This is a genomic window from Flavobacteriales bacterium, assembly GCA_025210295.1.
Taxonomy (GTDB): domain Bacteria; phylum Bacteroidota; class Bacteroidia; order Flavobacteriales_D; family Parvicellaceae; genus S010-51.
This window is the reverse complement of the sequence record JAOASC010000022.1, coordinates 20,196-35,940: the sequence shown is the minus strand read 5'-3', so window position 1 is coordinate 35,940 and position 15,745 is coordinate 20,196. Positions and strand designations below refer to the sequence as shown.

Below are 15,745 nucleotides of genomic sequence, written 5' to 3'. Positions count from 1 at the left end.
TTGTAAGGCAGCTATAATCGGCATCTTCTACTTCTATTGTACTATTGACACTGATTTGATTTCCTGTTACACGGCTATGCTGAGGATAAATCCCTGCCGTCGTTGTGATGACATAGAAAAAGGATAGTAGCGTGAAAAGTAGTTTTTTCATAATATTCAGTATTGGGCTTATACGTAATGCTTTAATTCATTTTTTGAACTAATCGCTGATCGATTATTTCATAAGTGCTATATTTTTCTTTGGCTAAAAGTTGGTTTTTAGTTATAGTGACATATTCTTCTACATTAAAATATTGGTCAGACAATTGATCTGAAATGGTAATGTCACGATAAACAATTTCTATTTGTGTTAATCCACTATCCGTTGTTCGGGTATAGTAATTCACGCCTATTAATTGATACTCTGGATTGATTTTTAAAATAATATTTTCATAATAAGGATCGTCTGTTTGTTTTAGCGCAATCTGATAACCATAAGAAGTTTTGGTCATTTGAGGCTTTGATGCTTCGATGATCGAATCTAAAGACTCCATAACATTGGACATTACTTTTTGTTGAGACTTCTTTTTATCCAACGTATTGAACACGACTATTTTTTGTTCATGATTAAGGTGTAAAAAATATTTTTTGTTGATTAACGTCAATTCATAATCACTTTTATTGAGTTGTTGTGTTCCACTTTTAACAACTTCTCCTTTATAATGATAGACTGGTTTATCTATATAATACCCTGTAACCTCATACCCCATTTTATACGCTTTTTGGTCATAGGTTTGGTTGACTTTTTTTAAAACAGTTGAAGCTGTTTGAGCGCTTAACTTACCACCTATGATAAAGCTCATGAGTATGAGCATACTGTATGGAATCCAATTTTTCATCTTACCTTTTCGTATTACTTCTTGTTTGTTGTACGGTTACAATTCCTTGGTCTGTTTCTTTTTTTACCTGTACCAACTGCCCTTCTTCATCATAATTGTAGAATGTAGCATAATTGAGTTGATCTAACTCTGCTGCTAACCACAATGTTGTTGGATGATAAACATAGGTTTGCATTCCTCCTTCATAAGGGCTAATTCGTAAATCATCGTATAAAGAAACAAAACCACTCCCCATTTTTAACTTGATGGTATTGGTGGTAGCCGTAAAGACCACTTCTATTTTAGTCCAATTATCGACTTGTTTAAAATCTCCATTTACTTGTCCTGTGGCTAAGGTATTATTATTGGCATCCATCACTTCTATTGGTAAAGGCCCATTATTGACATCTGTTTGAGCCCAAGCAGAAACAAGGTATTTTTTCCCTACTTTAAGGTTTACATCAGGTATATATGTCACAGCACCTTGAACCAACAATCCAAAATCTCCTGTATGGGCATCATAACTACTCACTTCACAATCAAACAAATGTCCTTGTTTACTGTGTGTATAAATATTATTTGTCGCATTCGTCAGTACATTTCCATACTCAAATCCATCAAAAGCTATTTCTTCGTATTTAGCATTTGCGCCTACTGCTGTAACTACGGTATTGTTGTAGCCATATAATTCTGAGGAGTATATTCCAAGTGGGTTTTTGCTTTCCAACTGATAACCATAAGGGCTATACTTTGTCATTTCAGAAGACCAAACCCAATTATGGTTTTGATTATTCAACCCTTCGTACCAATCAAATGGGAAGAAATCGAATTGCCCATCGACATCTATTCGGGTATTGTTTCCTAAGCTTCCACTTTGAGCTCTTCCTGCTTGGTGCACCCAAGACCTTAATGCTCTCCAAATTCCTTTTTTACCATAGGCATAGGAATTATAAGCATTACTCGACAAATCAGTTGCTCCCACATCACTATAATCATACGTCCAACAGGTATCACAAAATTCAGTTGCTGAAGCTTGCAATACTTTTATCGGGCATTTAACAAAGGGATGTGTTATAAGTTTTAATAGGTAGGTATTTCCATAATCAGTATGACTTGAATTGTTATTTCGAACCATAATATAATAATGTCCCTGATGATAATACATCGAAGAAACGTCAAAATCATAGGCTGTTAATGAGGTTTGTGTATTGGGATTAATTGGCGTAACAAACTCAAAAACAACCGTAGAATCATCTAAACTATAGCCGATTTGATTGGGATTGGTACCATAACCATCTTTAAACCAGCTAAATTGATTACAAGAATCTTCATAATTCCAAGCGGTATTATAGGCTTGATCTCCCGCTTCATTGATAAATTCTACCATAGCTGTAATTGCTCCTCCTACATTGTTAAAATCCTCATTCAGACTCACAATATTTCCATTAGCGATGGATTGCATATTTTTATTTCCAGATTCAATAACTGTTAAAATATCATTAGCTGAAAAGCTAGCAGCTGTTCCATTTTTTTGTTCTGCCTTAAAGGTGTTATTCAAGGTATTAATTTCAGTAACCCAAGCCACTTGATTGGTGTTGGCGGTGTTCATCAATTGATCTCCTAAATTAAGATGATTGACCACAGCTAAATTATTAGCAAATTGATAGTCCCCTGTGGTAGCATCAACAGCTAACTCAAAAGTCATCCTATAGTTTTTATAAGCTCCTCCCATTGTTGGGTAAGCCCAATGCGCTGGGTAAGTATAGTTATATACGGGTGCTTCATGTTCATTATTTGAAGTCGTTAACAAAACTTGTCCCGACTCAGCATCATAGAGTTCATTTGTTGCAGTAACAACAGCACCATCGGTATTATTTTTTACACTTTTAAGTACTGCATTTCTATAAATAACCTTATTAGTGATGACATGCCTATACATCGATTGACTAGAGTTAAAATCAGGGAATGCCGTAAGGATTGGAATCGGAATAGGAATTGGTACGGTTACGTTTAAGTTTAGTTTGATTCCTCCTATCATAGAATAAGAGCTATGCTGACTTTGGTCAATATAAAAATCATAGGTTTCTCCTATTTTAGCCCAACGCTTAACGCCATGTGCATCTAGCACTTGTACTTTATTATCCAATACATTAACTAGATTCCCCTCTTTGTCTGTTGCGGTTTTCGTTTGATAAGTATATTCTGTACTACTTACAGGAACTCCTCCATAATCAGGGTTTTGACTGTAGGAATAGGTTGCATTTGCTTTGGGTTTTCCAGGCATATCATTCACCAAAATACTGTACCCATTAGAATAACCATTGTTTTGAAAAGCGTGTGAACCTACAAAAGGAATAGTTACAGGCAAGTTAAATCCTTTATGTTTAACGGTTTCGTGTGCTTTTTTAACCACAACTGGAAAATCTTTAGCGGTATAGAATTCGCTTACTGCAATTCCTGTTTGTGCTTTGGTTACACTTGTATTCGTCAAGTTTTTAACCACTACTCTACTATACCCAACTTTTGCTCCTGGGAAATAACTTTCTCCATAAGGCTCTTCTTTAAAGTCTTGGTTTTTGATCAGGATGTTTTGCTTTTTAGCGTAATACTGAGGTACACGTAGGCTAATTTCATCTCCACCTGTTAACGGTTCATATTCTGCCACTCCGGACGATGTTCCATCTTTTAATTGATATTGATATTCTTGTCCGTAAATAGCTGTTTCTCCCTCCCATAGGGAATGGATTTCTACTTTTTTAACACGGTAACCTCCGCCTAGTTTATTTTTAACAGTGTTTAAACGTAAGTAGGATTTACAATCTCCATATTCACTGATGGTGTTGGCATAGCCCTTTACTTTACATTTATTGTAATACCCAGTGAATATGGTTAGGGATTCTTCAATGATTTTTAAGGCTCCTCCAATAATATTAGTCACTCCTCCTGGTACATACATATTAAGATCAGGTCGCTCGTAACGTAAATATTGCCACCCTGCAAATTGTATCGGATTGGCTTTAAACCCATTCCCCTTTTTTCCTTTGTAATTGATTGTTTCTAAGGTCAGATATCCAACATTGGTATCGGCCTTTCCATAAGATCCTACTGACTTGGAAACAGGAGCATATCCGGTTATATAATCTGACGCTCCATTTTTTATTTCTACAAACACTTTAAAATAGAGACTTTCTATTCCTTTAATATAATCATAAACTTCAGCATCTGATTGTAAAGGATGTGGTGTTTTAAAATAGAGTCTCCGGAATTCTTTGGTTAATTTTTGGCTATTTTTTTCGGCTACGTTTGTTTTACTGGTTCCTATCACCTCACACATTTGCATGGCGCGTTTGTTCTGAACGTATTGATAATCGTCATTCTCATAGCTTACTTTTATGGTACTTCCTGAGGGCAAATCAATTTCTTTTAACGCCCAAGCGCCTGCATTGGTATTGGAAGCATTGTCTTGTCGCGTATAAGGATTTTCTGAAACGGTTTCTGGTTGGTAATTTCCCCATCTATCGACTGCATAAACTGAATAGTCAGGATTATCGGCATTAGCTGACCCATAGCGAAATTCATAAGGTGTTAATTCGCCTTTAGTATTATCTAGGTGACTATAATATATTTTTTTTAGGGTTAATTTCCCCTCTTCATTAGTACTCGAAGGAATTCCCTCACATAAAGAATAGTCATATTCAAAATGAACTTGTTGGATGGCTTGAGTTAAATCAGCTTTACTGTATAGGGTGATACTGTCTAGCTTTTTTTGTTTGATTGTTCCTCTTCCTCCATTTTCTCCTTTTACAGCTACTCCATCATTTCTATTGCTTAAATGAAATTCTGCGACATGTGTATTGGTCTCAACTTTGGTTAAATATTTTAAATCTTTTTCTCCATAGATGTAAGCCCCTTTATCGTCTTTAGCATCTGAATAATTTCCTCTAACATAGTTGGCTTTATTTTCTTCATAAGGAAAGCGCCATTTATAGTTCGCTACAGTTTCATATTCAAACTTTGTCCAAAAACCAAAGTCATCTGCTGTAACTCCATCTCCTGTTATGTCTACATAATCATTTGATTTTATAGCGGTAAGCATATAAGCATGTGCATATTCAGGCAAGGTAGTTGAAGAAAAAAAGTGATCTCTTCCGCGTTTATTCTCTACAGAATTATCCTCATTAGGGACATAGGCAGCCAACTTGATATCAGAGGTATCACTTCCAATTGGCTTTAGAACTGAAAAAGACACATCTTTCTGTTTTTTATTATAGGCTGGTTCACCATACTCATACCTATTACCGTCAGGGTTTCTAACCACCATTTTATGGATATGATGGTTCCGTCCTGGATAATTTGCGCCTCTATTTAGTTCTGCTTTGGTAAAATATTCTATGTGTTGATTTCTTTTGGAACGTTCTTTTCTGTTGGATAAAGCCAACGCATTGCCGTCTTGAGCATTTTTCACTTTAGGTTTCATCCCTACACCCTCCCAATGTAACCCTAAATCAAAGGCTACAGCTGCTTCATTTTGGACGCGATCCATTTCGTTGAGTTGGGTTGCTGTTAACTCCCCATTGGGCTTAAAGTAGAATTTTTCATATTTAGGCTGATCGGTATTATTATCGGTTGCCTTATACTTTTGAATACTTGAAATCGCATCATTTTTGTTCTTCCATGGCCCTGAGTATGCTACTGAATATCCTCCCGAAATGTCTGCTCCTAAAGCAATACCATCTCCCATGCCCCATTCTGCTTTACCCGAAACGGTTACTCCTGTGCTTTTGGCTACAACATCCTTTAAATGTCCTATATCTGAACGAAAGGCTCTAAATGCTCCTCCTGTTCCTTGTCCTTGTATGGCATAAATATCGTGGTTTTGTACAGGTAATGGTGTATAGGGTGATTCTTTGGTTATAGCGCCATCTTTTTCTCGATTAAAGTCCATGACTGCACCTTCTATTCCTTCTGCATTTTCTTGATGTAAAAATCCATAGGCTCTTGCTGTTTGGCTTTTTTCTTTTACATGGGTTGTTGTATAAGAAATTGTCAATCCTCTTTTTAGTAGGGTCATTGCTGCTGTTTTTCCTGCATTAATTCCTAGAGCATAGCTATGGGATTGCATGGGAAATTGAACTCGAGGGACATAACCTGTATGAGAAAAAGTAGCGCCTGCTCCTACATGATGATTAAACCTCGATTTTTTTCCTTTATGTCTCCCTCTTTTTATGGTTAACGTTTTCTCGGTTTTCCTACTCCAATTTAAGCCTACCTCACGAAATCCCTGAGTGGAATGTAAAGTTGCTCCTAAACTAATATTATGGTCGGCTTTTGTTCCAACTGATTCTAGTCCAAAACTAGGCTGTGCACTCATTCCTCCCTGAGAATCAAAACGAACGCCTACGCCCCCTACCAGAGATTTTCCGCTTTTATCTCCTCCTAAGGATTTTCTCATAATATCGGTAAAATTAATCCCTAGGTTATAGCCTACTCCTCTATAACTGTTATAGTATAAGCCTAATGAAGCAGGGTAACTCTTTTTGTAACTTTTAGGCACTTCTGCTCCAACAAATTCCTTTGCACGATTAAAGTCTATTCCTATGGTGTAATCTGGTTTGATGGAGAATTCTTTTTCTATGAGGTCTCCGTCAAAGTCATCTGGCAATCCTCTCATTTGACGAACTATTGCTCCTGGATTAATATTCCATCCTAATCCTACCCATGAAGCTTCATCTTCCATTCCTACACCTCCATGGTAAGCAATATTAATAGGATAACTTCCATTTGATCCAGGTACATTCATAAGCGGAATATTATAGGTAAAGTCTCCGGTATATAAATCTACCATCTGTGTGGTACCTATCGGTTCAAAAGAACTGACTTCTGGTTGGGATGGTCCTCCTGTTAACGCTAATGAAACGGAAGGGTATATCATTTGAAAAACAAAGCTTACTAAAAAGTAGAGCGCAATCCTTTTTCGTTTTTGTCCGCTTAATCTCATAAAGTGGTTAGTTTTAAATGTGCTATTTTTTCTAAATCTTCTTTTCTAAATGTGATTTCTTGTAAACCTAATCCTAATACTCGATCTAAAAACAGTAGTTTTTTATCGTTTTTATTGGCTGTAGCTGGAAACGCTACCAAGATATTATTATGATCCAGTGCTCCATAATTACGTTCAAAATGATAGAGGCTACTCATTAAGGTATCTTGCCCATCTATTAAGAGGAGGTCTTGATTAAATTCATTTAAAAAATATTGTAATCTTATTTCGTTTTCTTGCTGTTGGGTGGGTATATTGTTAAGAATGTTACCTGAATATTTGGATTGGAGTTTGATTTTATAATACTGTAATCCTTCTTTTCTCTTTTTTATGGCTAGATAAGTGGCTGTTTCTAAAGGTTTACCCTTGGCTTCTTTGGCTATCATATACTCCAAAGGCAAGTATTGAATTTGCCATAGGAATTGCTCGTTTTCTACTTTCTTGATCAACCCATTGGATGGTTCTGTCACCTTGTCGTGAAGTGCTTTACCAGATAATTCTTGTTGACACGAACTCAACCCCAAAAAAGCCACAACAAGACTTATGGTTGTACTTACTTTAATGAAAGGTTTGATCAAAATAATATGGGGGGATGTCGTATTCATTTTGGCTATTGAAGTTTGAATTTAAGTCCCCATTTTTCTCCTTTTTCATTTTTTATTTCTAAGGTATAGACGCCTCCTTGACTACTTAAACTACTAACGTCTATGACTCTTCTATTACTTCCATAACTAGATATAAGGGACTGTGAGAAAGAAACGGGAACGTGTTTTTGATCGTAGATCGTATATTCCATTTGAATATCTTGATCTTCATATTCTTCTGTATATGAAAAGCGTAATTTTCGATCTGCCATTACTTTTACATAACTTCCGTCATACGTTTTAGATACTGGAGTATAGGTGGTCACCAAATTAGGTATAGCAAAAGCAATGGTCAACTTGGGCCTTTTTACAGCTTCACTGTGATTGGCTCCATAAAAATACTGTGAACGGTATTTCCCATTGTATTTTAATTCAAAAAACAATCCATTGTTTTCATGAACCCCACTAATCTGATCTGCAACTATGGTCGAGATGTTTACAGTTTTAATAAATTGCGCTGTAACAGTGCTGTTGGGGGATCCTTGTGCTGAAATTACTGCTGCGGGAGTACTTTCTACATTTACCGATGGATTGTCTGCATAAAAAGAACTGTAGGTTACCGTATGCTCTTTCCAAGATACGCCATTTTTTATTCTTTTGACCAATACTTCGTTATGAACTAATGGATTACTCGAAGCAATATAGCGATAATACCAACCATAAAGTGTTAAATTTACAGTTGTTGAACTGGCTTCAACTAGCCCATTATAATCAAACTTCATGATTCCTTTGCCAATATCAGGCAATCCACTCCAAGTTCCATAATGTGCTATAAAATTAGCATTATTCCCATAGTTAGTATTGATCACATGAGTATAACCTGATCTATCTATTCTTCTTAATGAGGCATCATGCGCAAACATTTCATTAGGTTGTATTTCTAAAGTGGTGGTTTCTCCATACTTCCCGACCCAAAAATAGGTATAGATATAATTGGTGGTGTCTGTATCTAAAGTATCTGCCACTTTTAAATAATACACCCCTTGGTTTAAACCTGAGATTGATGAGCTATTGGTTCCTATAACCGACATTGAGGTGTTATACCAAGTATAATGGTAATGACTTGCTCCTGAACCGTTGGTTACATACACCTGAATGGAGGCATCCAAATTATTGAGGACATGGGTGACTTCATAAGTATATTGGAGCTGTGAATACCCCTGTACCCCCCCTAATATCACTAAAATTATAAAGGCTATTTTTTTCATTGTTTATTGGGTTAAGGTAGTTAGCCGCTTATTGTTGTTTTATATAAGGTGTATAGGGTGTACCTTGAAAATCTTCGGCTGTTACTTTATAAAAATAAACGCCTTGAAAATGGGCACCTGCATCACCTGTTAACCGAAGCCCATCTCTGGTGATTGAAGTATCAGAAAGAGCGGGTTCATAGATGTAGTAATTGCCTTCGTAAATATCATTCCCATTAAAGGTCGTTCCCACTTTTACATTAATCTTATTAACATTCACCGTATCTATTAGGTTGACTGCAAACCTTATATTATATAAAGTGTCTCCCTGAGGAGTTAAGGCCGCTGGCATGATTGAGGTTAAATTCTCTAAACTGGCTACTTTTTGTGTGGTGCTTTGAGAAAAAATGTTTGCCGCTGAAATAATAATGACAAACATTAGGAGGGTTAGCTTATTCATAACTAATTATCTTTATTGACAGGTGCAATTTATAAATTCCAATGACACTTCCAACGCCCACCACTTCTTTATTTTACTGATTTTTGTCAGTAAAACGGACTTTTTTCTCTTTTAACACATTTTTTAACATAAAAACACCTTCTTTTATCCACGGTCCTATTTTTTTTATTCAAAAAAATTCATGTCTTCTTTTATTGTCAAACAAAAAAGTATTAATTCGCAAAAACTTTTCTTCAGCTATTCAAATTCTTTTTCCCCTCAACTACTTCCCTATTTTAATCATTAAATGCACATTTTGACCACATATTCTACCATTAAATCAAAAAACAACCTTTCTCCCCCATTATGATACAAAATTATATAACTTATGACTTTTTATCGAAAAAGATAATTAGGTGGTTTTTTGCTATCTTTAAAATCATTTTCAAACCTATCACTATGAAGTATTGTCTAATTTTTAGTTTTATGATTTCATTTTCTTTTCTTGCACAAGAAAAGACCCGGCGTATTCCGATTACCACAAAAGATGGAACCAAAGCACTTGTAGAAGTAGACAATCGTCATAAAAAAATTAAAACACACAGCAAATATACTTACTCTTGGTATAAAGCTAAAGCTATTCTCCATACCCAAGGGGCTTATCAGGGGGATTTACTTCACGGTATTTACCAAGAAAACTATTCCTCTAAACAACTCAAAGTAAAAGGAGAATATCGATATGGTTTAAAAACAGGACGTTGGCGCTATTGGGATGAAAATGGAAAACTAACTAAAGAAGAGCACTGGAAAAAAGGGACCATCGTTGTACCCAAGGCTAAAACCCCAAAACCACCTAAGGTAAAGCCAGCTCCTCAACCCCAACAGGAAAAAGAGCACAGCAAGCCCCTAAAAAAGAAGCTAAAAGAGCAAAAGAAAGAACAACAACAAGCTACACCTACTAAACAAACGACGAATTGATGCATAAGGTTGACGGAAATGCTTTAATATACTCATTATTTATTGTACTAGTAATTGGTTCAATTGTAACATTGGTATTAATGATTGCTCAACACTCTAGTCAAAACGTCATTCGATTTCAACAAGGAATTCAAGACCACAACAACCTTAAATCTGGCATTGCTCTACTCTTATCAAAAGATGACTTTCAGCCTTTAAACTCAACTCAAGAACTCTCTTTATTTGAAGGACCTCAACACAAAATCATTACTAAAAGGATGTTATGGGGCCTCTACGAAATAATAGGAGTTACTACGGCTAACCTTTCCTCCAAATATGGAATAATTGGCTCTGCCAACATCAATACTACAGCTCTCTACCTCGCTGATAATAATCAACCTTTAAAAGTAGCAGGAAAAACACAACTAGAAGGCACTTGTTATCTTCCCCAAAAAGGAATTGAACGAGGCAATGTAACTGGCCATCCATACAGTGGAAGCCGATTAGTTTATGGAAACAAACTTCAGAGTAAAAAAGTACTTCCCCCACTCAACAAAGTACTACTCCAACACCTCGAAGAAAAGGAAACGGCTCTAGATTCTATTAAACTATGGGATGACTATATAGACTCTTTAACCCAATCCTTTAATCAAAAAACATTACATCTAATTTCTTCTTCCCCAATCGTTTTAACGCATCAAAAAATAAATGGCAACATTATTCTAGAATCTAGTGAAGCTATCCATGTTTCTAACACTGCCAAGCTAGGAAATCTTGTATTAAAGGCTCCTTTTATTACTATTGCTGATGATTTTTCCGGGACATTACAACTACAAGCTAGAGATAGCATTGTAATTGGAAAGCATGTTTTGCTAAATTACCCTAGTAGCCTTGTTTTATATGATACCAAGCCAGTAAAAGCACCTTCTAGTTATATTAAAATAGGGGCCAACACCTCTATTTTTGGAGAATTGCTAGCTTATCAGAAACAATACAATTACAGAGACAAAATCAGTATTCAAAGTGATGTACAATCGTCAATAACTGGAAACATATACATAAATGGTATTGCCAACCTAAAAGCAACAACAATTTACGGCACTCTATATTGCCAACAAGTTAATGTTAAGACAGGAGGAAGCATACAAAACAACACCTTATTAGACATTTTGTTATCGAGCAAAAAAAGGTCTGAATATTATTTAGGAGCTAACTTATTAGAAGCGCAACAAACACAAAAAAAAGGAATTATTAATTGGTTAGAATAAGTGCAATTAACAACAAAAATAGCATCCAAGATTAAAGGCGGAATTTTATTAGAACCGCTTGTAGCTGTCGTCATCATCAGTGCTGTACTCACCTACGCGACATTTACCATGAATAACATCTTTATGGGGAAAAATAGCTATCTAAAATTTAAAGCCCTTATTCAACTGGAGGAACTGATTGCTACAAGTAACGATTTAGAAAATGATCATTATCATTATGATACTTTCACCATTAGTAAGTCTATTAAAAAATCTGATCTTGCTTATGATGTAGTAGAAATAACTTGGGAAATCAAAGAACAAAAGACCAACAGAATATTAGGAACGCTAAAAGAATTAAAACAGAAGTAATGCAACAAAAAGTCAACGGTTTCACTTTATTGGAAGCAATGGTAGCTCTACTATTGTCTAGCATTTTAGTGGTCTTTACTTTTTCACTATACCATAACTTTAACCAATATTATTTTATTTACGCCCAACAAACTGAACGACTCAATACTATTTTACATTTTAAACAGACATTTAACCAAGATTGGAACAAAGCTTTATTAATCACGAGTTCCGAAAAACAACTTTTTTTAGCTAATCATCAACAAACCATTACTTATGACTTTTTAGATTCTACCATAGTTAGAACTGGAAACATTGCAACAACATTTCATTTAATTCCAACGGCATTCAGTAGTCGCTCAAATTTTAACAACGAAAAAATAACCCAAATAGAACTAGAGGTTGATCATAATCAACAGCATTTTGTATTCTCCTCTTCAAAATCATACGGGATAAAAGATCAGGTATTAATACATAAGCAGTAAAATTGGCAATAAAACTCAATAAATATCAACAAACTAATCGAAAGAAGAAAGTACAAACGGATGCTTCTAATGGGATCATCGATTTCTTAAACCAAGACATTTCTTTTGGAGGTCATCGTTTTAACAACAAGAAAAAAGAACAGTTCTACACTGATTTATCCACCCTTCTAAATGCTGGATTAGACCTAAACGCCTCTTTACAACTATTGTCTGAAGAACAAGATAAAGCGGATAATATTTATGCCCAAATCAACAAAGATGTTCTAGTTGGGAAGCCATTAGCTTTGGCACTAGAAAACACCCAACTATTCACAAAATACGAATATCAAAGTATTAGGATTGGTGAAGAAACTGGTAAGCTAGCCAATATTATGCTAGAGCTTAAAAAATATTTTGAAAATAAAAATGCGCTAAGAAGTCAGTTCATTGGACTAATTACCTACCCTATTATTGTTATTTTTATTGCCTTTGGAGTGCTCTTTTTCTTAATGAACTTTGTTGTTCCCATGTTTATAGGGTTCCTAAAACAAGTGGATGCTGAACTTCCTTCTGTAACGCAATTCGTCTTAGATTTATCTTCTGCATTTTCGGAATGGTACAAACCGGTTCTAGGGGTATTGGTGATCATTTTGGCATTCTTTTATTTTCAACGTAAAACAGAATGGTATCGTAAATACTCTGGTATTGTTTTATTAAAAATTCCTATCGTAGGAAAGATGATGCAACGCGTCTACTTAACCCGTTTTTGTCAATCCATGAGTCTACTAACCAAATCAAAAGTTCAGCTTATCGAAGCCTTAAACATGACTGCTCAAATGGTTGACTTTTATCCTATAGAGCAAAGTCTTCAACGTATTGAAAAATCTATTTTAAAAGGAAACACTTTATACGATAGTATGCGTGAAGAAAGTGTCTTTGAAAAACGAATGGTCTCTATGATTAGAGTTGGTGAAGAAGTCAACAAGTTGGATGAAATTTTTGCTAAACTAACCGCTCAGTATAGTGACTCTGTAGAAAGCCAATCTAAACTATTAAAAAGCATTGTTGAACCAATTTTAATTATTGTCGTAGGAGGAGTAGTTGCCCTGGTTGCTATGGCTATGATTTTACCTATATTTAAGATGAGTTCATCTATGGAATTCTAAGATATATAACTTGAAACACCTATATTTGTATAGTATGAATATTCAAAAAAAAATAAGCACTATTTTCCGTAAAAAAGTTAGCGGATTGTCTTTACTAGAAGTACTTACAGTATTAATTATTATTGGACTTACCTCTTTGGTAGTCGTTAGGAATTTATCCCCTACCGTAAACAATGTTAGAAAGAAAGAAGCACAATTCCAACTGAAGCTTATTCATACGTTTCAACAAACTTATTTTATGGAGTTCACGAAATATTCTGGAGATTTAGAAGAAATTGGATATGCCCAACGCCTGTTATCCACTGAGGGAGGAGATGCCAATTATAAAATTGAACTGGTAGACGCTTCTATTAATGGATTTAAGGCCAGAGCTACAGCTGTTGTTGATTTTAATCAAAATGGCGTTATGGATGTTTGGGAAATTGATCAGTCAGGAAAAGTTGTAAACACGGTAAAAGATTAAATTGTTAACGACACTCATCATAGGATTAAAAATTATTATTGCAATGGTTATCGCCATACAAGATATTCGTACACGTCTCATTAGTATTTACTTACTGATTGGACTTTTTGTGGTCAACTTTATAGGCATGCTAAAAACCAATGGATTTATAGCAACCCTTCAGTTAACAGCACTAAACAACTTATTGCTAGGAATTATTTTTGGAATTACTTTCATTTATTTTAAGTGGGTACGAAAAGTAGAGCATCCATTAATAACGCACTTGGGATGGGGAGACATTCTCTTCTTTATTGCATTAACCCCACTGTTTTACCCATTAATTTACAGTTATGTCTTTATCGCAATGACCTTGGTATCAACTTTGGTGGGGCTAGCTCTTCTGGTAGTAAAAGGACAACAAGCAAGCATTCCTCATGCAGGAATTTCTGCATTAATATTTATTGTACTAGTGGTATCTAATACATTCTTCTCTCTTTCACTAAATGATTGGCTATTATGATAAATGGAGACAAAATTATATTGACCACTGATTTACAACAAGCGATCTCTGCTGAACAAGCTTGGCACTATAAAATTGTGCCTTTTGAAACAAGTATAGAAAGGGATTCATTTTATACCTTAGAAAATCTAAACACTACCGACTTAGCTAATGAGCTAGAAATGGTTTTAGGCAAATCTGTAGCATTAAAAGCAATAGATGAAGCAGTACTTAATCGTGCTTTAAATAAATACTACAGAAGAGCTGGCGAGGGAGCAGTAACCTTAACTGTGGATGATGACTACGATGAGTTTTTTGTTTCAAAATTAATTGCTGAAGCAAAAGCATTGGGCAGTAGTGATATTCACATTGAAATCTATGATGAAAAAGCTAGAATTCGTTTAAGAATTGATGGTGGACTCGTTGAAAAACACAAGCTCAATAAAGACGAATACAATGGCTTAATTAGTGTCATCAAACTAAAATCTGGTCTTGACATTGCTGAACGAAGAAAACCTCAGGACGGTAGATATTCCCATGAAACTGATGAAGAAAGCTTTGATTTACGTGTCGCAATTATCCCTACACTGAGAGGAGAAAAGGTCGTAATGAGAATTTTATCGAATGATAAGGGGAGTTTGCTTTTGGACGATTTAGGTTTCTCTGAAAAAGAATTAAAGGACTATCGAAGTAATGTATACAAACACAATGGTATTGTATTAATCAGTGGTCCTACAGGGTCAGGAAAAACAACAACATTATATGCCACATTACAGGAGCTCAACAAAGAAGATGTAAACATCATGACAGTAGAGGATCCTGTTGAATATACTTTAGACGGAATTAATCAAGTACAAGTAAAAGAAGATATTGGGTTGACTTTTTCTGAGGTACTAAGATCCTTTCTTCGACACGACCCTAACATCATTATGCTTGGGGAAATTCGAGATGAAACAACAGCTGAAATTGCAGTACGACTAGCCTTAACTGGGCATATTGTTTTATCAACGATACACACCAATTCAGCATGGGAAATCACCACCCGTTTAGTAGACATGGGAATTCCATCTTTCTTGGTATCGAGTACATTAAACATGGCTGTGTCTCAACGATTAGTGAGAACACTTTGTCCAAAATGCAAGAAAGCATCATCAGAACCGATTGAACTTCCCTCCTATTTTAAAGCTACACCGCCAGAAAAGCATTTTGTACCAGTTGGATGTGATGCTTGCTACCATACCGGATATAAAGGTAGAAAAGCTATTTATGAAGTCATTCCTATCGACAGGGATTTATCCGCACTAATAAAAGAAGAAAAAAACACCGTTGAAGCAGAAGAACTATTGAATGACAAAGGGATTAGAGGTTTATCCAATAGTGCTTTTGAATTATTTATAACCGGCGTAACTTCTTTTGAAGAAGTTTACCCAATTATTGCCTCCAATTTTTAAGATT

At 35.4% G+C, this 15,745-nt stretch carries 13 protein-coding genes; 8 read left to right on the top strand and 5 right to left on the bottom strand.

Annotated elements, in window-relative coordinates; genetic code table 11:
• Positions 1-182: 182 nt before the first annotated feature.
• Genes N4A35_06970 through N4A35_06950 form a run of 5 tightly spaced genes read right to left on the bottom strand, consistent with a single transcriptional unit; the run spans position 183 to position 9,185 of the window.
• The gene (locus N4A35_06970; GenBank protein MCT4581143.1) at positions 183-878 is read right to left on the bottom strand and encodes a hypothetical protein; all 696 of its coding nucleotides are present in this window, start codon (positions 876-878) and stop codon (positions 183-185) included.
• A gap of 1 nt (position 879) precedes the next feature.
• Complete coding sequence (locus N4A35_06965) at positions 880-6,855, bottom strand: hypothetical protein (GenBank protein MCT4581142.1); 5,976 nt, start codon at positions 6,853-6,855, stop codon at positions 880-882.
• Entirely contained in the window at positions 6,852-7,499 is a 648-nt protein-coding gene (locus tag N4A35_06960) for a hypothetical protein (GenBank protein ID MCT4581141.1), read from the bottom strand. The genes N4A35_06965 and N4A35_06960 overlap by 4 nt, the downstream gene beginning before the upstream one ends.
• Positions 7,500-7,504: 5 nt before the next feature.
• Positions 7,505-8,746, bottom strand: coding sequence for a hypothetical protein (locus N4A35_06955; protein MCT4581140.1), 1,242 nt, complete (start codon positions 8,744-8,746; stop codon positions 7,505-7,507).
• Positions 8,747-8,774: 28 nt separating this feature from the next.
• Complete coding sequence (locus N4A35_06950; GenBank protein MCT4581139.1) at positions 8,775-9,185, bottom strand: hypothetical protein; 411 nt, start codon at positions 9,183-9,185, stop codon at positions 8,775-8,777.
• A 438-nt stretch (positions 9,186-9,623) separates the two neighbouring features.
• Here N4A35_06950 and N4A35_06945 point away from each other — a divergent pair, with 438 nt between their 5' ends.
• Genes N4A35_06945 through N4A35_06910 form a run of 8 tightly spaced genes read left to right on the top strand, consistent with a single transcriptional unit; the run spans position 9,624 to position 15,741 of the window.
• Complete coding sequence (locus N4A35_06945; protein ID MCT4581138.1) at positions 9,624-10,142, top strand: hypothetical protein; 519 nt, start codon at positions 9,624-9,626, stop codon at positions 10,140-10,142.
• Positions 10,142-11,389: a hypothetical protein gene (locus N4A35_06940; protein MCT4581137.1), complete on the top strand. Its 1,248-nt coding sequence runs from the start codon at positions 10,142-10,144 to the stop codon at positions 11,387-11,389. Before N4A35_06945 ends, N4A35_06940 begins: the two co-directional genes overlap by 1 nt.
• Positions 11,390-11,740 carry a hypothetical protein gene (locus N4A35_06935; protein MCT4581136.1) on the top strand — a complete coding sequence of 117 codons (351 nt, stop codon included), beginning with the start codon at positions 11,390-11,392 and terminating at the stop codon, positions 11,738-11,740. It begins immediately after the preceding gene.
• Positions 11,740-12,204 (top strand): prepilin-type N-terminal cleavage/methylation domain-containing protein, encoded by a 465-nt coding sequence (locus N4A35_06930; protein ID MCT4581135.1) that lies wholly within the window; start codon positions 11,740-11,742, stop codon positions 12,202-12,204. Before N4A35_06935 ends, N4A35_06930 begins: the two co-directional genes overlap by 1 nt.
• Positions 12,205-12,206: 2 nt before the next feature.
• Positions 12,207-13,349 (top strand): type II secretion system F family protein, encoded by a 1,143-nt coding sequence (locus N4A35_06925; protein ID MCT4581134.1) that lies wholly within the window; start codon positions 12,207-12,209, stop codon positions 13,347-13,349.
• A gap of 34 nt (positions 13,350-13,383) precedes the next feature.
• A complete protein-coding gene (locus N4A35_06920; protein MCT4581133.1) occupies positions 13,384-13,812 on the top strand; it encodes a type II secretion system GspH family protein in 429 nt (142 codons plus the stop codon).
• Position 13,813: 1 nt separating this feature from the next.
• On the top strand, positions 13,814-14,311 hold the full coding sequence (locus N4A35_06915; protein MCT4581132.1) for a hypothetical protein: 498 nt from the start codon (positions 13,814-13,816) through the stop codon (positions 14,309-14,311).
• Positions 14,308-15,741 (top strand): GspE/PulE family protein, encoded by a 1,434-nt coding sequence (locus N4A35_06910; protein ID MCT4581131.1) that lies wholly within the window; start codon positions 14,308-14,310, stop codon positions 15,739-15,741. Before N4A35_06915 ends, N4A35_06910 begins: the two co-directional genes overlap by 4 nt.
• The last annotated feature ends 4 nt before the right edge of the window (positions 15,742-15,745 follow it).